Source organism: Microbacterium sp. USHLN186 (genome assembly GCF_037145155.1).
Classification (GTDB): Bacteria; Actinomycetota; Actinomycetes; order Actinomycetales; family Microbacteriaceae; genus Microbacterium.
The window spans coordinates 237,481-259,719 of record NZ_JBBCYA010000004.1; the positions used below are offsets into that span (position 1 = coordinate 237,481).

General features: G+C 70.8%; 23 protein-coding genes, 1 tRNA gene and 1 rRNA gene. 5 read left to right on the top strand and 20 right to left on the bottom strand.

The features are described 5' to 3' along the window. Positions 1 to 32 precede the first annotated feature (32 nt). Positions 33 to 109 (bottom strand) — tRNA-Pro (locus WFG93_RS10430). Positions 110 to 239: 130 nt separating this feature from the next. Between WFG93_RS10430 and WFG93_RS10435 the strand changes: the two genes are divergently transcribed. The 4 genes from WFG93_RS10435 (at position 240) to WFG93_RS10450 (ending at position 3,271) form a co-directional block, all read left to right on the top strand. After that, positions 240 to 860: a GNAT family N-acetyltransferase gene (locus WFG93_RS10435; RefSeq protein WP_336646281.1), complete on the top strand. Its 621-nt coding sequence runs from the start codon at positions 240 to 242 to the stop codon at positions 858 to 860. Continuing rightward, positions 857 to 1,309 carry a hypothetical protein gene (locus tag WFG93_RS10440; protein WP_336646282.1) on the top strand — a complete coding sequence of 151 codons (453 nt, stop codon included), beginning with the start codon at positions 857 to 859 and terminating at the stop codon, positions 1,307 to 1,309. Before WFG93_RS10435 ends, WFG93_RS10440 begins: the two co-directional genes overlap by 4 nt. 15 nt (positions 1,310 to 1,324) lie before the next feature. Further along, positions 1,325 to 1,705: an RNA-binding S4 domain-containing protein gene (locus WFG93_RS10445; protein WP_336646283.1), complete on the top strand. Its 381-nt coding sequence runs from the start codon at positions 1,325 to 1,327 to the stop codon at positions 1,703 to 1,705. A gap of 66 nt (positions 1,706 to 1,771) precedes the next feature. Beyond that, positions 1,772 to 3,271 carry an HNH endonuclease signature motif containing protein gene (locus WFG93_RS10450; RefSeq protein WP_336646284.1) on the top strand — a complete coding sequence of 500 codons (1,500 nt, stop codon included), beginning with the start codon at positions 1,772 to 1,774 and terminating at the stop codon, positions 3,269 to 3,271. 13 nt (positions 3,272 to 3,284) lie between these two features. On the opposite strand, the gene WFG93_RS10455 is transcribed toward WFG93_RS10450, so the two are convergent. From WFG93_RS10455 to WFG93_RS10540, 18 genes are all read right to left on the bottom strand, one after another. Continuing rightward, the gene (locus WFG93_RS10455; RefSeq protein ID WP_336646285.1) at positions 3,285 to 4,205 is read right to left on the bottom strand and encodes an NUDIX hydrolase; all 921 of its coding nucleotides are present in this window, start codon (positions 4,203 to 4,205) and stop codon (positions 3,285 to 3,287) included. 34 nt (positions 4,206 to 4,239) lie between these two features. Beyond that, a complete protein-coding gene (locus tag WFG93_RS10460) occupies positions 4,240 to 5,310 on the bottom strand; it encodes a Glu/Leu/Phe/Val dehydrogenase family protein (protein ID WP_336646286.1) in 1,071 nt (356 codons plus the stop codon). Between the two features lie 109 nt (positions 5,311 to 5,419). Beyond that, positions 5,420 to 6,940 (bottom strand): ribosome biogenesis GTPase Der, encoded by a 1,521-nt coding sequence (gene der, locus WFG93_RS10465; protein ID WP_336646287.1) that lies wholly within the window; start codon positions 6,938 to 6,940, stop codon positions 5,420 to 5,422. Between the two features lie 2 nt (positions 6,941 to 6,942). Further along, positions 6,943 to 7,692: a (d)CMP kinase gene (gene cmk / locus WFG93_RS10470; RefSeq protein ID WP_336646288.1), complete on the bottom strand. Its 750-nt coding sequence runs from the start codon at positions 7,690 to 7,692 to the stop codon at positions 6,943 to 6,945. Then, positions 7,685 to 8,809 carry a prephenate dehydrogenase gene (locus WFG93_RS10475; RefSeq protein WP_336646289.1) on the bottom strand — a complete coding sequence of 375 codons (1,125 nt, stop codon included), beginning with the start codon at positions 8,807 to 8,809 and terminating at the stop codon, positions 7,685 to 7,687. Before WFG93_RS10475 ends, cmk begins: the two co-directional genes overlap by 8 nt. After that, the gene (locus tag WFG93_RS10480; RefSeq protein WP_336646290.1) at positions 8,806 to 9,615 is read right to left on the bottom strand and encodes a pseudouridine synthase; all 810 of its coding nucleotides are present in this window, start codon (positions 9,613 to 9,615) and stop codon (positions 8,806 to 8,808) included. Before WFG93_RS10480 ends, WFG93_RS10475 begins: the two co-directional genes overlap by 4 nt. After that, positions 9,612 to 10,211 (bottom strand): SMC-Scp complex subunit ScpB, encoded by a 600-nt coding sequence (gene scpB / locus WFG93_RS10485; RefSeq protein WP_336646291.1) that lies wholly within the window; start codon positions 10,209 to 10,211, stop codon positions 9,612 to 9,614. The genes WFG93_RS10480 and scpB overlap by 4 nt, the downstream gene beginning before the upstream one ends. Continuing rightward, complete coding sequence (locus tag WFG93_RS10490) at positions 10,201 to 11,016, bottom strand: segregation and condensation protein A (RefSeq protein ID WP_336646292.1); 816 nt, start codon at positions 11,014 to 11,016, stop codon at positions 10,201 to 10,203. The genes scpB and WFG93_RS10490 overlap by 11 nt, the downstream gene beginning before the upstream one ends. After that, the gene (locus WFG93_RS10495) at positions 11,000 to 11,887 is read right to left on the bottom strand and encodes a ParA family protein (RefSeq protein ID WP_336646293.1); all 888 of its coding nucleotides are present in this window, start codon (positions 11,885 to 11,887) and stop codon (positions 11,000 to 11,002) included. The genes WFG93_RS10490 and WFG93_RS10495 overlap by 17 nt, the downstream gene beginning before the upstream one ends. A 71-nt stretch (positions 11,888 to 11,958) precedes the next feature. Beyond that, a complete protein-coding gene (xerD, locus tag WFG93_RS10500; protein ID WP_336646294.1) occupies positions 11,959 to 12,861 on the bottom strand; it encodes a site-specific tyrosine recombinase XerD in 903 nt (300 codons plus the stop codon). 1 nt (position 12,862) lies between these two features. Further along, complete coding sequence (locus WFG93_RS10505) at positions 12,863 to 13,444, bottom strand: NUDIX hydrolase (RefSeq protein ID WP_336646295.1); 582 nt, start codon at positions 13,442 to 13,444, stop codon at positions 12,863 to 12,865. 13 nt (positions 13,445 to 13,457) lie between these two features. Next, positions 13,458 to 15,161, bottom strand: a complete 1,704-nt coding sequence (locus tag WFG93_RS10510; protein WP_336646296.1) for a CTP synthase — start codon at positions 15,159 to 15,161, stop codon at positions 13,458 to 13,460. A 9-nt stretch (positions 15,162 to 15,170) separates the two neighbouring features. Next, entirely contained in the window at positions 15,171 to 16,868 is a 1,698-nt protein-coding gene (recN, locus tag WFG93_RS10515) for a DNA repair protein RecN (RefSeq protein ID WP_336646297.1), read from the bottom strand. Further along, complete coding sequence (locus WFG93_RS10520; RefSeq protein WP_336646298.1) at positions 16,865 to 17,770, bottom strand: NAD kinase; 906 nt, start codon at positions 17,768 to 17,770, stop codon at positions 16,865 to 16,867. The genes recN and WFG93_RS10520 overlap by 4 nt, the downstream gene beginning before the upstream one ends. After that, positions 17,767 to 18,564: a TlyA family RNA methyltransferase gene (locus tag WFG93_RS10525; RefSeq protein ID WP_336646299.1), complete on the bottom strand. Its 798-nt coding sequence runs from the start codon at positions 18,562 to 18,564 to the stop codon at positions 17,767 to 17,769. Before WFG93_RS10525 ends, WFG93_RS10520 begins: the two co-directional genes overlap by 4 nt. After that, on the bottom strand, positions 18,561 to 18,737 hold the full coding sequence (locus WFG93_RS10530; protein WP_336646300.1) for a hypothetical protein: 177 nt from the start codon (positions 18,735 to 18,737) through the stop codon (positions 18,561 to 18,563). The genes WFG93_RS10525 and WFG93_RS10530 overlap by 4 nt, the downstream gene beginning before the upstream one ends. Positions 18,738 to 18,779: 42 nt before the next feature. Then, positions 18,780 to 19,817: an HAD-IIA family hydrolase gene (locus WFG93_RS10535; RefSeq protein WP_336646301.1), complete on the bottom strand. Its 1,038-nt coding sequence runs from the start codon at positions 19,815 to 19,817 to the stop codon at positions 18,780 to 18,782. Next, entirely contained in the window at positions 19,817 to 20,695 is an 879-nt protein-coding gene (locus WFG93_RS10540; RefSeq protein ID WP_336646302.1) for a hypothetical protein, read from the bottom strand. The genes WFG93_RS10535 and WFG93_RS10540 overlap by 1 nt, the downstream gene beginning before the upstream one ends. Before the next feature lie 15 nt (positions 20,696 to 20,710). Between WFG93_RS10540 and WFG93_RS10545 the strand changes: the two genes are divergently transcribed. Next, a complete protein-coding gene (locus tag WFG93_RS10545; protein WP_336646303.1) occupies positions 20,711 to 21,892 on the top strand; it encodes a hypothetical protein in 1,182 nt (393 codons plus the stop codon). Between the two features lie 74 nt (positions 21,893 to 21,966). Here WFG93_RS10545 and rrf read toward each other — a convergent pair. After that, positions 21,967 to 22,083 (bottom strand): 5S ribosomal RNA (gene rrf / locus WFG93_RS10550). Between the last annotated feature and the right edge of the window lie 156 nt (positions 22,084 to 22,239).

Genomic DNA, 22,239 nt, shown 5'->3' on the forward strand with positions numbered 1-22,239 from the left:
CCGGAGACTCTTGCGAGTTTCCGGGCCTTATCTGGTCGGGCTGACAGGATTTGAACCTGCGACCCCTTGACCCCCAGTCAAGTGCGCTACCAAGCTGCGCCACAGCCCGTGGCAGTCCGCACCGAAGCGCGGGCAACTCCACTATCCTAGCCGACGGAATCGGCGGTCGCGAACCGATGCGGTCGGGCGTGGCGCGAGCGGTGATTGTCGATGTCGGCGCCCGCGCGTAGCGTGCGTGCATGGCGACGACGACGACAGCCCCTGCGACGATCGAGCTCTGGGACGACGTGCAGCACGCCCTGTCGGGCGGCGGAGACGGGCGTAGCTGTCAATGCATCTGGCCGATCCTCCGCAACAAGGACTGGCAGGAGACCACTCTCGACGAGCGGCGCGACATGCTGCGCGCCGACATCAGCACCGGTCCCCCGCCCGGTCTCGTCGCCTACGTCGACGGCACCGCCGCAGGATGGATTCGCGTCGGACCCCGCACCGTGCAGCAGCGCATCCTGCACACCCGCGCGATCGCCGCGGCGACCGACGAACCGCTCGACGACTCGAGCGTGTGGTCGGTGACCTGTTTCGTCATCCGTCGCGAGCACCGCGGCCGGGGCCTCAGCGCGACGATGCTGGCATCCGCCGTCGACTATGCGCGCAGCCACGGCGCACGAGTCCTCGAGGCGTACCCCGTCGACACCTCCACCGGCTCGCACCGCTCGAACGACCTCTTCCACGGCACGCTCGCCACCTTCCTCGCCGCCGGCTTCACCCGCGGTCCGGCCATCCGCACCACACGGGTCCTCGTGACGCGCGTGCTGCGCACCGAGGCTGCCCGCACCGCAGGCACTACGGTGGCGACATGAGCACACCCCCGCAGACCATCGACGATCCCGAGCTGGGGCGGCTGCATCGCGCTGAGACCACGCTCGACGACGGCGACATCGTCGTCCACGACTGGTTCGCGGGCACGTTGACCATCGACGGTCACGAGGTCGAGTTGATGATCGACGGCGCGGATGCCGACAGCGTCAGCATCCTGATCCCGCGCGTGCACAGCCTCGTCGACGATCTCGACGCGGTGCGGCGCCGGGCATCCGATGCCGTGGTGACGCAGTTCAGCGAGAGCGCCCCCTCTCACACCGACCTCGACCAGGCCGCCGACGATCTCGTGCTCGACACGATCGAGATCACCGACGACTCCACCGTCCTGCACTTCACCGACTCGTGCGGCGAGCACTTCCCCGCGGGCTTCTGGCCGGCGGTGCACCTGAAGGTGAACGGGGAGGTCGCCGAGGTGACGGTGGAGGGCTGAGAGGGAGCGTGACCGATGACTGACGCCGTGGAACCGGTCCGCGTCGACAGCTGGCTCTGGGCCATCCGCGTGTACAAGACCCGCTCCGCCGCCACCACCGCCTGCCGCGCCGGACACGTGCGCGTCGGCGGAGAACGCACCAAGGCCGCGCAGACCGTCAAGCCCGGCGACGAGGTGCGGGTGCGGATGTCGGGATTCGATCGCATCCTCATCGTGCGCCAGACCCTGTCGAAGCGCGTCGGAGCACCCGTCGCAACGACCGCCTATGACGACAGGACGCCGCCGCGTGAGCCGGGCGCGATGATCGCCGTGCGCGATCGCGGTGCCGGCCGGCCGACCAAACGGGAACGCCGCGAGATCGACCGTCTGCGCGGTCGGGACGCCGAGAACAGCTGACGACGAGTTATCCACAGATCACCCGACAGCCCTCCCAGTGTCGGAGATACGTTCTAGTCTTGAAGTATGGACGACGAGGTGGAATCCCTGATCGCGCGGCGGATCGCGCTGCTTGATCAGTGGACGGTGAAGCAGCGCGAGATAGCCGCGCTGCAAGCGCAGTCGTCCGCTCTGCTCGCCCAGCGCTGCGAGCTCTGGCACGACGAGGTGTCCGCGTCTCCGCAGCATCGCGATGCCATCGAGCGCTCGATGGTCGCAGAGTACGCGGCCGCCGGGCACGTCTCGAAAGGGTCGATGGATGCCGCCTTCGCCGACGCCCGTCTGCTCGCCGAGGAGTTCCCGGCCGTCCGCGACTCCCACCGCAGCGGCGACATCAGCCCGGCACACGTCCGCGAGATCCTGCGAGAGTCGCAGCCGGTCCGCGAGGCGGTCGACAGCGGAGTGGTGGATGCCGAGACGCTGCGCCTCTACGAGGCCGCCGTGCTCGAGGTGGCCGAGAACGACACCGCCGCCCGCACCCGCGCCCATGCCCGGCAGATCGCTGCTGCTCTCGCCGGGGCCACGGTGGTCGAGCAGCACGAGCGCGCTCTCGCGGAGCGCGCGATCACGATCCGCTCGGTCGGCGACGGCCTGGTGCTGCTGCAGGCCGTGCTGCCGGAATATCTCGGCGTCGCCATCATCGATCGGCTGACGAAGATGGCGCGGCACATGAAGCGGCATCCCGAAGACCGGGTGCCGGTCGCCGAGGCGCCGGACGATGCGGCGGTGGTCGCGGATGCCGACGACGGCAGCACGAACGCCAGCACGAACGACAGCACGACCGACGACACGGACGACGGCGCCGACGACGGTACGAACGACGGCGACCCGGGCGCGCCAGCGTGCGCAGAAGAGGAGTGCGTGACAGACCCACGCACCATGGATCAGCTGCGCGCCGACCTGTTCGCCGATCTGCTGCTGGCATCCGACCCGTCAGCGGCGCACGGCAGCGGGCTCGACAACATCACCGCGACAATCCAGGTCACGGTCGCCGCCACCACCCTCGCAGGCCAAGACGACCGGCCCGCCGAGCTCGACGGCATCGGCCCGCTGCATCCCGACATCGCCCGGGTGCTGGCCGGATCGCGCACCGGATGGACGCGATTGTTCTGCGATCCGACCGGCCTCGTCGTCGAGACCGACACCTACACCCCCACCGAGCCGATGTCCCGCTTCCTCCGCGCACGCGATCAGCACTGCCGCTTCCCCGGATGCCGCCAGCCGGTGCACCGCTGCCAGCTCGACCACAATCACGACTACGCCAAGGGCGGACGGACCCGAATCGACAACCTCGCGCACTTCTGCGGATCGCATCATCCGCTCAAGCATCCGTCCATCCCCGACCAGCATCGCTGGCGAGCCCGGCAGCTGCCCGACCGGAGCGTGGAGTGGGTCAGCCCCAACGGACGCACCTATCGCGACCGGCCGATGCAGCGGGTGATGTTCGTGCCGGCCGCCGATCCACCCACCTGGGGGCCACGCAGATTTCCACCGCCGCGGCCGGACGCTGAAAGACCGCCATTCTGACTCCCCGGCGCGGCTACGCGCCGAGTTGACGCAGCAGCCAACCCGCCGATTCTACGGCCGCTCCAGCCCGCTCCAGCCGTGTCACCAGCTCACGGTCGCTGGTGACGGCCACCACGGCGAGGCCGTCACCGATCAACCGCTCCGTCTCCGCCACGATCGCGTCATCGCCGTCAGCTGCTGCACGGACGATGGCGACACGCGCGCCATGGGTCTGCGGGGCGGCATCCGGGATCTCGCGTGCGGCTCCCTCCACGACCATCGACACCGGCGGATACCAGCGGTCGGCCTCGAGCCCGAGCACCGCAGCCGGCACCCCGCCACCGGCCCATGCCGACAGGCGCGCGTGCAGGCGCGAAGCCGCGCCGGCGCGGTCCTTCCACCAGCCGTCGGGCACCGAGCCGACCACGTTCGCCGCGTCGACCACGATCGCCGGGTGCGTCAGCAGCAGCTCGCGCAGCACCGGCCACGCCGATGCGAAGCCGGGATGCAGCGGACGCTGGTCGACCTCCGCGACCGGCACCCACTCCAGCGCGAGGCTCTCGGGGTCGCTGATGACCGGCTCGAACGGGGCCAGCACATCGGCGACGACCGTGGTGTACGACCAGACGCCCACATCCAACACGCGGGCGAAGCGGGCGTGCAGTGCACCGTCCGGAATGCCTGCCTCCTCCTGCGCCTCGCGCAGCGCACCGTCGAGGGCGGATTCGTCCTCGTGCAGCGCGCCGCCGGGGATGCCCCAGGTGCCGCCGAAGTGGCTCCAGCCGACCCGGTGCTGCAGCAGCACGCCGCGTCGGGGGTCGAAGGCGACGACGCCAGCCGCGCCGAAGCGCCCCCAGTACTTCTCACCCGACGGCGCGACGACCCAGGCGTCGCCGGGGTCGCGCGGCCCGTGCGGGCGCCGCGGTTCGTCTGCGGCTGGGGGAACGATGCTCACTCCCCCAGCCTTTCACGACTCGACGCCGAGTGCGTCAGCGGGCGCCGACCTCGGCGCCGGCACGCAGCCGCGATGCGGCCAGCTCCTCCGCAGCCTGCAGCGGAGTCACCCCGCGGCTTGCGGAGTCGTCGAGGATGCGCCGCACGGTGTCGCCGATCCCGGCGACGCGCTGCATGATCTCGTCGCTGGATCCGATGCGCTTGGCCTCGAGGTCGAGATAGATCACGCCCCCGGCGTTCACGACGAAGTCGGGCGCGTACAGGATGCCGCGCTGGGCCAGCCGGTCGGCACCGGAGTGATCGGCGAGCGGATTGTTCGCCGGCCCGCAGACCGCCCGCACGTCCAGCGCGTCGATGACCTCGTCGGTGAGCACCCCGCCGATCCCCGCGGGCACGAACACGTCGCCGGCGACGAGATGCTCGCTGCCCGGCTCCACCCAGGTCGCGCCGATCTCGTCGGCGAACTGCCGCCGCGCGGGGTTGATGTCGGTGACCGTGAGCACGGCGCCCTGCTCTGCGAGACGGGATGCTAGGCGGCCGCCGACCTGACCGAGGCCGGAGATCGTGATGCGGCGACCGGCGGCATCCGCCGTTCCGGCCACCCGCTCGAGCACGGCCTGCAGCGACGCGTACACGCCGAGGCTGGTCGGCCCGGCGGGCTCGCCCGAGCCGCCCACGGTCGAGGGCAGGCCCACCACGTGCGCGGTGCGCTCGCTGACGGTGAGCATGTCGTCGGTGGTCGAGCCGACGTCTTCGGCCGTGCGGTACAGCCCGCCCATCAGCTCGACGGCGTCGCCGAGGTCGAGGAAGGCGTCGCGGCGGCGATCCGCGTCGAGCGTCTCACCGGGCTCCAGGCGAATCACCGACTTGCCGCCGCCCGCGTCGAGCCCGGCGGCGGCGTTCTTCAGCGTCATGGCCGCCGACAGGCGCAGCGCGTCGCCGAGGGCGTCGCTCCAGTGCGGGTATGTCCACAGCCGCGCGCCGCCGAGAGCGGAGCCCAGCACCGACGAGTGCAGCGCGACGGCGATGAACAGACCGCTGCGCGGACCCGTGATCACCTCCACGCGTTCGTGGGCGAACTCGGGCAGGGGCAGGGTGTGCGTCATCGCATCCTCGTCTCGTGCGGGCCTCGTGGGCGGTGCAGCGGATGCCGCGGTGTTGCGGCATCCGACGCCATTATCCCTTCGACAGGCTCAGGGACCCAAAGGGGCGCGCTCAGCGCTGACGGCGCTCGCGCACTCGCATGTTGATGACGATCGGCGTGCCCTCGAACTCGTACAGCTCGCGCAGGCGACGCTGCACGAACCGGCGGTAGCCGGGGTCGAGGAAGCCGGTCGTGAACAGCACGAACGTCGGCGGACGCGTCGACGCCTGCGTGCCGAACAGGATGCGCGGCTGCTTGCCCCCGCGCAGCGGGTGCGGGTGCGCGGCGACCAGCTCGGTGAGGAAGGCGTTGAACTTGCCGGTCGGGATCCGGCGATCCCAGTTCTCCAGCGCCTGCTCGAGCGCGGGCACCAGCTTGTCGAGGTGGCGTCCGGTCTTCGCCGAGATGTTCACACGCGGCGCCCACGCCACGTGCGCGAGGTCCTTCTCGATCTCGCGCTCGAGGTAGCGGCGACGGTCGCTGTTCTCCATGTCGTCGTCCGACAGGCGATCCCACTTGTTGAACGCGAGCACCAGCGCACGGCCCGACTCCAGCACCATGTCGATGATGTTCAGATCCTGCACGCTGACCGGCTGCGAGACATCGAGCACGACGATCGCGACCTCGGCCTTCTCCAGGGCGGCCGACGTGCGAAGCGAGGCGTAGAAGTCGGCGCCCTGCTGCAGGTGCACACGGCGACGGATGCCGGCGGTGTCGACCAGCCGCCACATCCTGCCGCCCATCTCGACGATCTCGTCGACCGGATCGCGGGTGGTGCCGGCGAGGTCGTTCACGACGACCCGCTCCTCGCCCGCCGCCTTGTTCAGCAGCGAGGACTTGCCCACGTTCGGCCGGCCGATGATGGCGACACGGCGCGGTCCGCCGATCTCCGCCTTCGCGACCGCCGAGACCTCGGGCAGCTTCGCGATCACCAGATCGAGCAGGTCGGCCACCCCGCGGCCGTGGATCGCCGACACCGGGTGCGGCTCACCCAGGCCCAGGTTCCACAGCGCGGCGGCCTCGGGCTCCTGGCGCGCATCGTCGATCTTGTTCGCGACGAGGAAGACGGGCTTGCCGCTCTTGCGCAGCAGCTTGACGACGTACTCGTCGGTCGAGGTGGCGCCCACCTTCGCGTCCACGACGAAGAGCACGAGATCCGACAGGTCGATGGCGACCTCGGCCTGCGCAGCGACGGAGCGGTCGATGCCCTTGGCATCCGGTTCCCACCCGCCCGTGTCGACGAGCGAGAAACGGCGGTCGTTCCACTCCGCCTTGTAGGTCACGCGGTCACGGGTGACACCGGGGGTGTCCTCGACCACGGCCTCGCGTCGGCCGAGGATGCGGTTCACCAGCGCCGACTTGCCGACGTTCGGGCGACCCACGATCGCGACGACCGGCAGGGCCGGCGAGTACTCGATGCCGTCCTCGCCGAGGGCGATGCCCTCCAGCAGCGCGGCGTCGTCCTCTTCCAGCTCGTAGTCGCTCAGCGACGCACGCATGGCGCTGGCGCGCTGTTCGGCGAAGTCCTCATCGAGCGTCGCCATCTTCTCGGCGAGGTCGTCGGGGGCGCCGGTGTACTCTTCATCGGCCATGTTCAAGCTCCTCTGTCAGCGTCGCGCCGTTGGGCGATCACCGTGAGCACGGCGTCGATGGTCTGCGCGAAATCAAGTTCGGTGGAGTCGACGACCGTCACGCCTTCTGCGGCGTTGAGGAAGTCGACGACGGTGCTGTCGGACGCGTCGCGCTTGTGCAGCGCTTCCGCGACAGCGGCGGCGTTCTCGCCGGCGAGCTCGCCGGCGCGGCGCGCGGCGCGCACCTCCGGCGCCGCGGTGAGAAGGATGCGCACCGGCGCATCGGGGGCGACGACGGTGGTGATGTCGCGTCCCTCCACGATAACCGCCGGGTAGTCGGACTCCGCCACGATGCGGCGGAACATCTCGTTCACCTGCACGCGCACCTCCGGCACGCGCGCGACACCGCTCACCGCACCCGATACGCGCGGCTCGCGGATCGCCGCGGTCACGTCGACGTCGCCGACGTGCACGAGACGGTGGTCGGGGTCGAGTCCCTGAGTGAACGGGAAATCGGATGCCGCTGCGCGCACCGCATCGGCATCCGCTGTGTCGTCCCCGCGGTCGAGCGCATGCCAGGCGAGGGCGCGGTAGGCGGCGCCGGTGTCGAGGTAGCCGTAGCCCAGCCGCCGGGCGATCTCCTTCGAGACGCTGGACTTGCCGGAGCCGGCGGGACCGTCGATCGCGACGATCTTCGCGGCGCCGGCCGCCTGGGCGCCTGTCCCCTGGGCCCCTGTCCCCTGGGTCCCTGAGCCTGTCGAAGGGCTAGTCATTGGTGCTCCCCGCAATCCGCCAGCCGCGCTCTTCCAGGCCCTCGATCGCGCCGCGCAGCGCGGCTGGCGCAACGCTGATCTCGGCGAGTCCGAACTGGGCGCCCGGTGAGTGCTCCAGGCGCAGGTCCTCCACGTTCACGCCCAGCTCGCCGAGCTCGCCGAACAGGCGGCCCAGCTGGCCGGCGGTGTCGTCGACCATGACGACCATCGTCTCGAAGCGGCGGTTCTGGCCGTGCTTGCCGGGCAGTCGTTCCACGCCCTCGTTGCCCTGACGGATGGCATCCGCCACGGTGCGGCGGGCGCCGGCGGCATCCGGTGCACGCAGCGCATCGGCGACCTGTGCGAGGTCGACCGCGAGCGCGTCGAGCAGCTCGACCACGGGCGCCGCGTTCGCACCGAGGATCTGCACCCACAGCTCGGGTGCCGAGGCAGCGATGCGGGTGGTGTCACGCACGCCCTGCCCGGCCAGGCGCAGCGCGCCCTCGTCAGCGTGCGCGAGGCGCGCGGCGAGCAGGCTCGCGACCACCTGCGGCACGTGCGAGGTCAGCGCGACCGAGCGATCGTGCTCCTCGGGGGTCATCTCCAGCGGCATCGCGCCGACATCCAGGGCCAGCGCCTCGACCAGCGCGAGGTCGGCCGGGCGGGTCTCCTCGTCGCGGCAGACCACCCAGGGGCGGCCGATGAACAGGTCAGCGCGCGCGGAGATCGCCCCGCCGCGCTCACGTCCGGCCAGCGGGTGCGACCCGATGTAGCGGGTGAGGTCGACGCCGCGGCGGCGCAGCTCGTGGAACGGCTCGAGCTTCACGCTCGCGACATCGGTCACCACCGCGTCAGGGTGAGCGGCGAGCTCCGCCTCGATGACGTCGGCGGTGACATCCGGCGGCACGGCGACGACGATCAGCCGCGGGGCGTCGTCGTCGCGCGCCGCGCGTCCGGCACCGTAGTCGATGGCCAGGCGCAGCTGCGAGGGCGATGCGTCGGCGAGCACCACGTCGACGCCCTTCGCGCGCAGCGCGTGGCCGATGCTGGAGCCGAGCAGCCCGGCGCCGACGATGCGCACCGTGCCCGAGAGCCGCGCGGCGTGCTGCGCCGCGCGCGCTCCGTTGGAATCGCTCACTCGTTCTCCTGAGGGCTGTCGTGCGCTCGGCGCTGCGCGGTGTCGGGCGCAGCGGGCGCCGGGGAATCCTGGCGCGACAGGGTCAGCAGTGCGCCTCGTTCGATTTTAGTCAGCTCGCGGGTCCGCCCGACCGGGAGGGTTCCCAGGTGCAGCGGGCCGAACTGGCGCCGCACGAGCTCGTCGACTGGATGCCCGACCGCCGCCATCATCCGCCGGACGATGCGATTGCGCCCCGAGTGCAGCGTGAGCTCGACCAGGCTCGACCCTCGGGAAGCATCCAAGAGCCGCGCCTTGTCAGCCTTGATCGGCCCGTCCTCGAGCTCGATCCCGCGGGTGAGCTGTGCGATGGTCTGCGCGGTGACGGTGCCAGTGACCTTCGCGATGTACACCTTCGTCACCCCGAACGAGGGGTGGGCGAGCACGTGCGCGAGCTCCCCGTCGTTGGTGAGGATGAGCAGCCCGCTGGTCTCGGCGTCCAGGCGTCCGACGTTGTACAGCCGCTCCGGCCAGTCCTTGGTGAAGCGGCGCAGGTCGGGCCGGCCGTTCTCGTCCTTCATGGTGCTGACCACGCCGGTGGGCTTGTTGAGCATCACGTAGCGCTTCGAGACGTCGAGCTGCACGGCTGTGCCGTCGACGTCGATGAGGTCGGATTCCGGATCGATTCGGGTGCCGAGCTGGGTGACGGTCCTGCCGTTGACGCGGATGCGACCCTCTACGATGTACTGCTCGATGACGCGGCGCGACGCCACCCCGGCGTTCGCGAGCGCCTTCTGCAGCCGGACGCCCTCGGGCTGGTCCATGTTCATCGAATCACTCCCTCGTCGAAGCCGTCGGCACCGTCATCGAGCAGCGGCGAGATCGGCGGCAGCTCGTCGATCGAGTTGATGCCGAGGTGCTGCAGCAGCTGGTCGGTGGTGCCGTAGTTGATCGCGCCGGTCTCGGCATCTGCGAACATCTCGGTGATCAGTCCGCGGGCGAGCAGGGTGCGCACGACCGAGTCGACGTTGACGGCGCGGATGGATGCCACCTGACTGCGCGTGACCGGCTGCTTGTAGGCGATCACGGCGAGCGTCTCGAGCGCCGCCTGCGACAGCCGCGCCGGGGCCTGCCCGCCGATGAAGTCGGCGATGAGCTCGTCGTGGTCCTCGCGCACGTACAGCCGCCACCCGCCGCCCACCTCGCGCAGCTCGAAGCCGCGGCGCGGCCCGTCGCCCGCGCCGTCGTAGTCCGCGACGAGGGTCTCGATCACCTGCCGCACCGCCGGCACGGGGGCGTGCACCGCCGCGGCGAGCGCGACCAGCGAGATCGGCTCGTCGACGACCAGAAGGATCGCCTCCACGCGCTCCGCGAGCGGCGTCTGAATGGTGTCCTGCTCGGTCATCGGGCGGTCCTCATCGGTCATAGTCGGCTCCGAGCGTCGCGAGCTGCTCATCCGACCAGCTCTCGGCCGACCAGCGCAGGGTCAGCTCGCCGAGCGGCTCGAGTTGCTCGAATGACACGGCCGCGTGGCGGTACAGCTCGAGCACTGACAGGAAGCGCGCCACCACGATCCCGGATTCGGTGACGCCCGCCACCAGCTCGCGGAATGTGAGCGCCTCCGTGCTGCGCAGCAGGGTGACCACGATGGCGGCCTGCTCGCGGATGCTGACCAGCGGCGCGTGCAGATGGTCGAGGCCGACCGTGGGCAGCTCCTTCGGCGCGAAGGCCAGCAGCGCGAGCGCGGCGAAGTCCTCAGCGGTGAGCGTCCACACCAGCTCCGGGGTCTTGCGGCGGTGCTTCTCGTCCAGCGGCACCGCGCGCACGTGCCGCACGCTCTCGCGCCGCAGGCAGCGCGAGAACCACGCCGAGACCTCCTTGAACGCGCGGTACTGCAGCAGCCGCGCGAACAGCAGGTCGCGCGCCTCGAGCAGCGCGACGGATTCGGCATCCACCAGCTCGCCCTGCGGCAGCAGACCCGCCACCTTCATGTCGAGCAGCGTGGCGGCGACGACCAGGAACTCCGAGGCCTGATCGAGCTCGGCCCCGCCGTCGAGTTCACGCAGATAGGCGATGAAGTCGTTGGTGACCGTGCTCAGCGCGACCTCGGTGATGTCGAGCTCGCGCTGCGAGATGAGGTTCAGCAGCAGATCGAACGGACCGTCGAAGTTCGACAGCGAGACGCGGAACGCGGTCTCGGCGGTCTCGGCGGGCTCAGGCGACGGCGCCACGGGCGACCAGCTCCCGCGCCAGTCGCAGATACGCCTGGGCGGCGGCGTGCTCCGGCGCGAACTCGGTGATGGGCATGCCCGACACCGACGCGTCGGGGAACTTCACGGTGCGGCCGATCACGGTCTCGAGCACGTCGTCGCCGAACGCCTCCACGACCCGCTCCAGCACCTCACGGGAGTGCAGCGTGCGCGGATCGTACATCGTGGCGAGCAGCCCGTCGAGCTCGATGGCCGGGTTGAGCCGGTCGCGCACCTTGTCGATCGTCTCGATCAGCAGCGCCACACCGCGCAGCGCGAAGAACTCGCACTCCAGCGGAATGAGCACGCCGTGCGCGGCGGTCAGCGCGTTCACCGTCAGCAGGCCGAGCGAGGGCTGGCAGTCGACGAGGATGACGTCGTACTCCCCCGACACGTGCCGCAGCACCCGCGAGAGGATCGTCTCGCGGGCCACCTCGTTGACGAGGTGCACCTCCGCAGCCGACAGGTCGATGTTCGCCGGCAGCACGTCGAGGTTCTCGACCGCGGAGTGCACGATCGCCTCGCGCGGGTCGCGCTTGGTGTCCAGCAGCAGGTCGTAGACCGTGGGCACGTCATGGGTCTGAATGCCCAGTCCCGCCGAAAGGGCGCCCTGCGGGTCGAAGTCCACCGCCAGCACCTTGCGGCCGTATTCGGCCAGGGCCGCCGCGAGGTTGATGGAGGTCGTCGTCTTGCCGACGCCGCCCTTCTGGTTGCACAGCGCGATGATGCGCGCGGGTCCGTGCGACGCGAGCGGCGCGGGGGTCGCGAACCCCTGGTAGGGACGACCGGTCGGGCCGATGGGGGTGTCGCCCTTCGCCGCCTTCGACCTGATCTTCGTCGCCTTGTCCGCCATCCTGCTCCTTCGTGCTCGCTCGATTGTATCCGCAGGGCATGCGCGGCACCCGGGCGGCGCGCGGCAGAGCCTCAGCGTGCACGTGGATGCGAGGTCGCGTAGACGTCGCGCAGCGCGTCGACCGAGACGTGCGTGTAGATCTGCGTGGTCGCCACCGACGCGTGCCCGAGCAACTCCTGCACCACCCGCACGTCCGCGCCGCCCTGCAGCAGATGCGTGGCGAAGCTGTGCCGCAGGGTGTGCGGCGAGACCTCGCTGGTGATCTGCGCGCGCTCGGCGGCGGAGCGGATCACCAGCCACGCGCTCTGGCGGGACAGCGGAGCGCCGCGCGCGCCGAGGAAGAGCCGGGCGGTGGCGCGTCCCTTCGCCGCCAGCTGCGGACGCACGCGGGTGAGATAGGCGTCCACCGCGGCGCGCGCGTATGAGCCGACGGGCACGATGCGCTCCTTGTCGCCCTTGCCGCGCAGACGCAGCACCTCTCCGTGCGCGAGATCGTCGACGTCGAGCGATACAGCCTCGGACACCCGCGCTCCGGTCGCGTAGAGCAGCTCGAGCAGCGCGCGGTCGCGCAGCCCGATCGGCTCGTCGGGCGAAGGCGCGGCAAGGAGTCGTTCCACCTGCTCGATGGTCAGCGCCTTCGGCAGCCGCTGCGGAGTCTTCGGCGGGCGCAGGCGAACCGAGGGGTCATCCTGCTCGATCCCCTCCCGGGCCAGGAAGCGGTGCCAGCCGCGCACCGCGGACTGCAGGCGGGCCAGGCTCGTCGCCGCGGGCGGCGGCTCGGCGCCCGCCCGCTCGGCGATGAAGGCTGCCACGGTCTGCGCGGTGATGGCATCCGTCGTCTGCACCCCCTGCCCGCTCAGCCACGCGAGGTACACGCCGAGGTCGCGCCGGTAGGCGGCGACGGTGTGCGCAGACAGACCGCGCTCGATCGTGACGTGGCGCAGGTACGCGTCCAGTGCTCGATCGAGCTGCACGTCAGTCCGCTTCGCGCGGCCGCTCGCGCAGCCGGCGCTCCGCGGCAAGCACGCCGATGGAGAGGATGCCGTTGTGCATCCGGCCCGCGAGCACGGCATCCGCCGCCTCGGACAGCGGCACCCACTCGACGCGGATGTCGGCCTCCTCGTCCTCCCGCTCGTGCGCGTCCAGATCCGACAGACCGGTGGCGAGGTAGACGTGGATCATCTCGTCGTTGCCGCCGGGCGTGGTCCACACCGACACCAGGTGCTCCCAGTGCTCGGCCGTGACATCGGCCTCCTCGCCCAGCTCGCGACGAGCGGCGACCTCGGGCGGCTCGCCGGGCACGTCCAGCAGCCCCGCCGGCAGCTCCCAGTCGCGGTGACGGATCGGATGCCGGTACTGCTGGATGAGCAGCACGCGCTCGCGCTCGTCCAGCGCGACGATGGCGACCGCCCCGGTGTGCGCGACGTACTGGCGTCGGATCTCACCGTCGCCGTAGCGCACCCGGTCGTCGCGCACGTCCCACACCACGCCGTGGAAGGCGACCTCGCTGGAGAGGATCTCGGGCTCGAACGGCTCGTCCTGAAGGTGGGTCATCATCCGGTCCCCTCGATCAGTCGTCTTCGGTGAACAGCTCGCTCGAGCGGTGCCGCTCGATGGCGGCCCCCACCAGGCCGCGGAACAGCGGGTGCGGCGCGGTGGGGCGCGAGCTCAGCTCGGGGTGCGCCTGGGTGGCGATGTAGAACGGGTGCACGTCGCGGGGCAGCTCCACGTACTCGACGAGGTCGAGGTCGGGGTTCACGCCCGAGAACACCAGTCCGGCGTCGGCGAGGCGCGCGCGGTAGGCGTTGTTCACCTCGTAACGGTGCCGGTGCCGCTCGGCGGCGGCGGGCGCGCCGTCGTACAGGTCGCGCGCCAGGGACCCCTCGGCCAGGGCTGCTTCGTACAGGCCCAGGCGCATGGTGCCGCCCAGGTCGCCGCCGTCGAGGATCTCGATCTGCTCGGCCATCGTGGCGATGACCGGCTCGGAGGTGTCCGGCTCGAACTCGGTCGACGACGCGTTCTCGATCCCGGCCTCGTCGCGCGCGTACTCGATGACCATGCACTGCAGGCCCAGGCACAGACCGAGGGTGGGAATGCCCTGCTCGCGGGCGAACTTCAGCGCCCCGAGCTTGCCCTCGATGCCGCGGATGCCGAAGCCGCCGGGCACGCAGATGCCGTCCACGTCGCCGAGCGCCTTCGCGGCACCCTCGGGCGTCTCACAGGTGTCCGAGGCGATCCAGCGGATGTTGACCTTGGTCTCCTGCGCGAATCCGCCGGCCTTGAGTGCCTCGGTCACCGACAGATAGGCGTCGGGCAGGTCGATGTACTTGCCCACCAGGCCGATGGTGACCTCGTGCTTGGGGTTGTGCACCGCGTGCAGCACCGTGTTCCAGCGCGTCCAGTCCACCTCGCCGGCACGGGTGTCCAGGCCGAGGCGCCGGATGATGTACGCGTCGAGGCCCTGGTCGTTCAGGGTGGAGGGGATGTCGTAGATGCTGGGCAGGTCGACCGTGTTGATGACGCCCTCGATGTCGACGTCGCACATCAGCGCGATCTTATTGCGATTGCCGGCGCTGACCGGACGGTCGCTGCGCAGCACGAGCGCGTCCGGGTGGATGCCGACCTGGCGCAGTGCCGCGACGGAGTGCTGCGTGGGCTTCGTCTTCTGCTCGCCCGAGGCGCCCATGAACGGCACGAGCGAGACGTGCACGAAGAACACGTTGTCGCGGCCGAGCTCGTGGCGCAGCTGACGTGCGGACTCGAGGAAGGGCTGCGACTCTATGTCACCGACGGTGCCGCCCACCTCGGTGATGATGATGTCGGGCTGCGGGTCCTCGGTGGCCTGCAGGCGCATGCGGCGCTTGATCTCGTCTGTGATGTGCGGGATCACCTGCACGGTCGCGCCGAGGTAGTCGCCGCGACGCTCGTTGGCGATGACCTCGGAGTAGATCTGACCGGTCGTGACGTTCGCCGCCCGCGACAGGTTGATGCCGAGGAAGCGCTCGTAGTGGCCGATGTCGAGGTCGGTCTCGGCGCCGTCGTCGGTGACGAACACCTCACCGTGCTCGAACGGGTTCATCGTGCCGGGGTCGACGTTGAGGTACGGGTCGAGCTTCTGCATCACGACGCGCAGGCCGCGGGCGGTGAGCAGATTGCCCAGGCTGGCCGCGGTGAGGCCCTTGCCCAAAGAGGAAACGACACCGCCCGTGACGAAGATGTGCTTCGTCGTGAAGGAGCTGGTGTCGTTGTCTGGCGCCGCAACAGAAGAGTTCATCACGGGCTTTTATCCTATCAGTTGATCGCCGGCGCCGAGGCTCAGCAGTTCGCGGGCGTGGGTGAGCGCGGCGTCGGAATCGGCCAGTCCCGACAGCAGCCTGGCCATCTCCGCCTCGCGCTGCTCGCCCTGCAGGCGGGTGACGCTCGAGGCGGTGACGGCACCGTCGTTGGACTTGACGACCGAGAGGTGGTTGTTGGCGAAGGCGGCCACCTGGGCGAGGTGGGTCACGGCGATCACCTGGGCGCTCTGGGCGAGCTGGGCGAGCCGGCGGCCCACCTCGATCGCCGCGGCGCCGCCGATGCCGGCGTCGACCTCGTCGAACACGAAGGTCGGAACTGGGTCGGTCCCGGCGATGACCACCTCGATCGCGAGCATCACGCGCGAGAGCTCGCCGCCGGATGCGCCCTTCGACACCGAGCGCGGTTCGGCGCCGGGGTGCGGGGCGAGCAGGATCGCGACGTCGTCGCGTCCATTCGCGGATTCCGCCCCGGGGGCGACGCGCACCTCGAGCGTGGCATCCGGCATGGCCAGTGCGTGCAGCTCGTCGGTCACCGCCGCCGAGAGCCGCTCGGCCGCCTCGGTGCGCACGTCGGTCAGCGCCTGTGCGGCCTCGTCGAGCGCCGTGCGCGCCTGCGCGGCCTCGGCGGTGAGCCGCTCGATGCGGTCGCCGTCGTCGTCGAGCTCGGCGAGGCGCAGGGCGCCGGTCTGCCACACCTGCAGCGCTTCGTCGAGGGAGCCGTGCTGGCGGATCAGCCCACCGAGCGCGGCGCGGCGCTCCTCCACGGCGGCCAGCTCGTGCGGGCCGGACTCGTCGAGGTCGGCGAGGTAGCCCGACAGCTGCTGGGCGAGGTCGGCGGCGCGGTAGCTGAGGTCCGCGATCTGCTCGGCGATCGGGGCGAGCTGCGGGTCGGCGCTGCGCTCGAGCGAGCGGCGCGCCTCGGCCAGCATCGTCGCGACGTCCGGCTCGCCCTCCTCGCTGGAGAGGGCGGAGCGGGCGATGGATGCCGACAGCCGCAGCTCCTCGGCGTTGGCGAGGCGCTCGGCGCGCGTGTTGAGCTCTTCGTCCTCGCCGGCCTGCGGCTGCAGCTGCTCGATCTCGGCGAGCTGCTCGCGCAGCAGCGCGGCCTCGGCGGCACGGCGGTCGCGGTTGCCGGTCAGCTCGGCGATCTCGGCGTCGAGCGTCCGCCACGCCTCGAAGCGCGCGCGGTACTCGGCGAGTGCGGCCGACAGTCGCTCGCCGCCGAAGCGGTCGAGCGCGTCGCGCTGCGCGGCGGCTGAGCGCAGTCGCAGCTGGTCGGACTGGCCGTGCACGACGACGAGCTGCTCGGCGAGCGAGGAGAGCACGCCGGCCGGCGCCGGGCGACCGCCCACGCTGGCGCGGCTGCGTCCTTCGGCGCTGAGGGTGCGCGAGACGTAGAGCTCGGCGGCGTCGCCGGCGGGTTCGAGCTCACCGCCGGCATCGGTGACGATGTCGGCGACCGGTCCCTCCGCCGGCACCATCCACACGCCGGCGACCGACGCCTGAGCGGCGCCGGCGCGGATGGCCGAAGAGTCGGCGCGGGCGCCCAGCAGCAACCCCAGTCCGGTCACGACCATCGTCTTGCCGGCGCCGGTCTCACCGGTGACGGCGGTGAATCCCGGTCCGAGCGGCAGCACGGCGTCGTCGATCACGCCGAGGCCGCGGATGCGCATCTCATCGATCACGGCGCACCCCGCCATCCCGCCACGGGCAGCTGGAACTTCCGCACCAGGCGGTCGGTGAACGCGGCGGGATGCAGCCGCGCCAGCCGCACCGGGCGGGACGAGCGGCGCACGACGACGCGCGCGCCCGGGGGCAGCTCGTGCGAACGTCGACCGTCGCACCACAGGATGCCGCTGCCGTCGGTGCGCTCGAGCATCTCGATGGCCACCGCCGCCTCCGGCCCGACGACCAGCGGCTTGGCGAACAGGGCGTGCGCCGACAGCGGCACCACGGCGATCGCCTCGACCGTGGGCCAGATGACCGGGCCGCCGGCGGAGAAGTTGTATGCGGTCGACCCCGTCGGCGTCGCGACGACCATTCCGTCGCATCCGAAGCTCGACAGCGGACGTCCGTCGATCTCGACGACCACCTCGATCATCCGCTCCCGGCTCGCCTTCTCGACCGTCGCCTCGTTCAGCGCCCAGGTCTCGTAGACGACGTCGCCCGCGGCATCCTTCACCCGCACCGACAGCGCCAGGCGCTCCTCGACGTCGTAGTCGCGGTCGATGGCGCGGCTGACCGCCTCGTCCATGTCGTCGCGGTCGATCTCGGCGAGGAATCCGACATGGCCCATGTTGATGCCCAGCACGGGGGCGCCCGAGCCGCGCACGAGCTCCGCGGCGCGCAGGATCGTGCCGTCGCCGCCGAGCACGATCGCCAGCTCCAGTTCATCGAGCCCGACATCGCTGCCCAGCAGGGCGACGTCGGCGAAGCGGGGATCCAGTGCCGCGAACTCGTCGTGATCGGCGGCCGGCAGCACCGGGGTTGCGCCGGCCGCGCTCAGCGCGTCGACGACACGCAGCGCCGCGGCGACCGTGTCGGCGCGCTTGGCGTGGGCGACGACCAGGATGGGGCGCTCGTTCATCGTCCTCCTGCCACGTGTGCGATCCGCTGCGTCCATTCTGACGGATCCGTTCCGCGCTCGCGCGCGAGGTGAACGAGGTACTCGGCGTTGCCGTGGGTGCCGAGGATGGGCGAGGGCAGGATGCCGAGCGTGCCGAAGCCGACGTCGTGAGCGCTCCACAGGGTGCGCTCGACGGCATCCAGCCGGGCGTCGACGTCGGTGACGAGTCCGCCGCGCACAGCGGTGCGGCCGACCTCGAACTGCGGCTTGACGAGCAGGACCACATCGGCGTCGGGCGCAGCGGTCGCCGCCACGGCCGGCAGCACGAGCGCGAGGGAGATGAACGACAGGTCACCCACGACGAGCTCAGGCCGCTCCGGCTCGCCGGTGGCATCCGCCAGTGTCTGGGGTGTCATGTGCCGGACGTTGAAGCCCTCCACAGCGGTGACCGCAGTGTCGGCGGCGATCCGCGGCGAGAGCTGGTCGTGACCGACGTCGACGGCCAGCACGCGGCGCGCGCCTCGCTCACGGAGCACCTGCGTGAATCCGCCGGTGGAGGCGCCCATGTCCAGGGCCAGCCGCCCGGCGACGGGGATGTCGAACCCGTCGAGCGCGGCGAGGAGCTTGTGCGCAGCGCGGCTGACGTAGTGGTCGGCACCGTCGACGCGGAGCTCGGCGCCGTCCACGACGGAAGTGGAGGCCTTGATGACGGTGCGTCCGTCGACGCTCACCAGGCCGTCGGCGATGAGGGAAGCCGCGTGCGTGCGGGAGCGGGCGAGGCCGCGCGCGGCCAGGGCCGCATCGAGGCGGGTCATCGGGGGCCGGGCGCCGCGTCGCGGGCGTCCGCGCGCGAGGGGCTCTCGAGTCGCTTCATCAACTCATCGTGCAGTGCACCGTAGGCCTCGGCGCGGTCGGCGAGTGGCTGTCCTTCGATGAGGTGCAGCCGACTCCAGAGCGCGTCGGCCGATTCGTCGCGCGTGTGCTCCATGCGACCACTGTAGTCGTCGCACGGGCGCCCGCGCCGAGGCGCTCAGGGTCGGTGGAAAGGATCGTCGTAGAGCTTCTCGGGCACGCGGAATGCGTAGATGGCCCGGCCGGTCGCCCAGATCGCCGCCGCGCCCGCACGCAGCAGGTCGATCTGCGATTCTCCTTCGGAGACGATCTGCACGTCGGCGTCCACGATGCGCACGGCTGCGCCGTTCACGCGGAAGACGCCGTCCTTCTCCACTGTCTGCGGGTAGGGGGCGTGCAGATCGCGCAGGTCGGCGAGGATGTACTCGGGCCGCGATCCCTGCGGGGCGGCGAGCACGTGCTTGGGCCGGTCGATCCCGGTCAGCACCAGCGCTGAGTCGATGCCCGCGCGCACCGATCCGGAGATGTCGGTGTCCAGGCGGTCGCCGAGGAAGAGCGGGCGCTGGGCGCCGAAGCGGGCGATCGCCTCCTCGAAGATCGGCGTCTCCGGTTTGCCGGCGACAACCGAGAGCCGGCCGATCGCGGTGTGCACCGCTGAGACGAGTGTGCCGTTGCCCGGTGCCACACCGCGCTCCTGCGGGATGGTCCAGTCGGTGTTGGTCGAGATCCACGGGATCCCGCCCTCGTCCTCGGGCACCTTGAGCGCGAACGCGGCCTCAGCCAGGTCGGTCCAGGCGACGTCGGGGCTGAAGCCCTGTACCACGGCGGCGGGCGAGTCGTCCGCGCTGCGGGTGACGGTGTAGCCCGCCTTCTCGGCCTCGACGACGAGCCCCTCTCCCCCGACGATGAGGATCGTCGCGGGCGCGGGGACCATCGTGGCCAGCAGACGCATCGCCGCCTGCGGGCTGGTGACGACGTCATCCGCCTGCACCGAGAGACCGAGGTCGGTGAGGTGCTCGGCGACCGTCGCGTCGGTGCGCGAGGCGTTGTTGGTGATGTAGCCGAGACGCATCGTCTGCGCGGCGAGGTTGAGACTGTCGATCGCGTGCGGCAGCGCGCCCGCTCCTGCGTAGACGACGCCGTCGAGGTCGGCGAGCAGGGCGTCGCGTCCCGTCAGCGGAGTGGATGCCGGCTGCGCGCGGCGGAACAGCGCCATCAGCGATCCGCCTCCTCGCCGGGGGTGTCGGATGCTTCCGGCGCTTCGCTCGCTTCGCTCGAGGTGGCGGCATCTGCGTTGTCGGCGGCGTCCGTGCTGTCGGCGGTCTCCGCGCTGTCGGCGGTCTCCGCGCTGTCGTGCTCGTCGACGCTGTCTTGCTCGTCGACGCTGTCTTCGTCGTCCTCGAAGTCCTCTACGAGCCCGTCTTCGACGATGATCTCGTCGAATTCGCCATCAAGGCCGAGCGCAGTAGCGGCGACCTCGGCGCGCTGATGCCAGAACCGCGCCTCATCGGTGCGACCGAGGTCCTCGAGGACGGCGGCGCGGGCGGAGAAGAGCGAGGGGCTCCACTCGAAGGCGCGGTCGGGGTCGAGCTCGGGGATCTCCAGCTCGCCGAGGGCGAGCTCGGTCTCGCCGCGATCGAGCCGTGCGCCGGACATCGCGATCGCGAGGGCGACGCGCACCGCCGGGGTCAGTGCCGCGCGGTCCACGCCACGGCCCTCCTCCAGCGCGCGGTCGGGACGACCGACGCCGCGCTCGCTGTCGACGATGAGAGCGATCTGATCGTCGTTCCCGGAGATGCGGCGGTACGTGCGCAGCTCGCGCAGGGCGAGCGCGAAGTCGCCGACGCCGTAGGCGGTGATGGCGAGCGTCTCACGCACGACGGCCACGCGGCCGGCACGACGGGATGCCGCGAGGGCGTGCTCGTGAGCCAGCGCGGGATCGGAGTCGATCAGCTGCGCGACCATCGCGAGGTGGCGTGCCACCTGCTCGGCGTTCTCCTTGCTGAGCGTCTTGAGCTCGTTGCGGGCGGCCGGGTGCAGGTCGCGAGCGGTGACGTCATCGGGCAGCGGCGGCTCGGGGATGCGCTCGCGCACAGGCGCGTACTCGTTGTGCGGGCGATCGACGCCACCGCGCGGGCGGTCGCGGTAGGACTGCCGCTCGCCCTGGTCGCGGTCGCTATAGGGACGACGCTCACCCTGGTTGCGGTCGTTATAGGGGCGACGCTCACCGCCCTGGTTCCGGTCACCATACGGGCGACGCTCACCGGACTGGTTGCGGTCACCATACGGGCGACGCTCACCGGACTGGTTCCGGTCACCATACGGGCGGCGCTCACCGGACTGGTTGCGGTCACCGTAGGGGCGGCGCTCACCGCCCTGGTTGCGGTCGTTATAGGGGCGACGCTCACCGCCCTGGTTCCGGTCGTTGTACGCGCGACGCTCACCCGACTGGTTGCGGTCACCGTACGGACGGCGCTCACCACCCTGATTGCGGTCACCGTAGGGGCGGCGCTCGCCACCCTGATTGCGGTCACCATACGGACGGCGCTCACCACCCTGGTTCCGATCACCATACGGGCGACGCTCGCCACCCTGGTTCCGATCACCATACGGACGGCGCTCACCACCCTGGTTCCGATCACCATACGGGCGACGCTCGCCACCCTGGTTACGGTCGTTGTAAGGGCGACGCTCACCCGACTGGTTGCGGTCGTTGTAGGGTCGACGCTCGCCACCCTGGTTACGGTCACCGTAGGGGCGACGCTCACCGGACTGGTTCCGGTCGTCGTACGGGCGACGCTCGCCCTGGTTCCGGTCACCGTAGGGCCGACGCTCGCCACTCTGGTTACGGTCGTTGTACGCGCGACGCTCACCCGACTGGTTCCGGTCGTTGTACGGGCGACGCTCGCCCTGGTTACGGTCACCGTAGGGACGCCGCTCACCGCCCTGGTTACGGTCACCGTAGGGACGGCGCTCGCCGCCCTGGTTCCGGTCACCATACGGGCGACGCTCGCCACCCTGGTTACGGTCACCATACGGGCGACGCTCGCCACCCTGGTTACGGTCACCATACGGACGGCGCTCGCCACCCTGGTTACGGTCGTTGTACGGGCGGCGCTCACCGCCCTGGTTACGGTCACCATACGGGCGACGCTCGCCACCCTGGTTGCGATCGCCGTCGGCGCGCGGCCGGCGCGACGAGGAGTCGCTGTAGCGCGGACGGCGATCAGAGCCGGAATGTCCGTCTCGCGCGCCCTCGCCGTCGTTCCGGCGGTCCCGCTGCTCATCTGACATTCTGGCTCCCTGTTCTGCTGCAAAACGCAAAATGGCCACCCAGCTCTGGGTGGCCATTTTACTTAAGAGAAGTCCGGCGGTGTCCTACTCTCCCACAGGGTCCCCCCTGCAGTACCATCGGCGCTGTGAGGCTTAGCTTCCGGGTTCGGAATGTGACCGGGCGTTTCCCTCACGCTATGGCCGCCGTAACACTATTGACGTTTCGGCAACACACACGTTGAGTGTGGTTGTTTGGTTCCGACCGTACGTCGAGAACCACAAAGTGGACGCGTTCATCTCGCAGAAAGGAGGTGTTATCAAGTCATCGGCTTATTAGTACCAGTCAGCTGCACACGTTGCCGTGC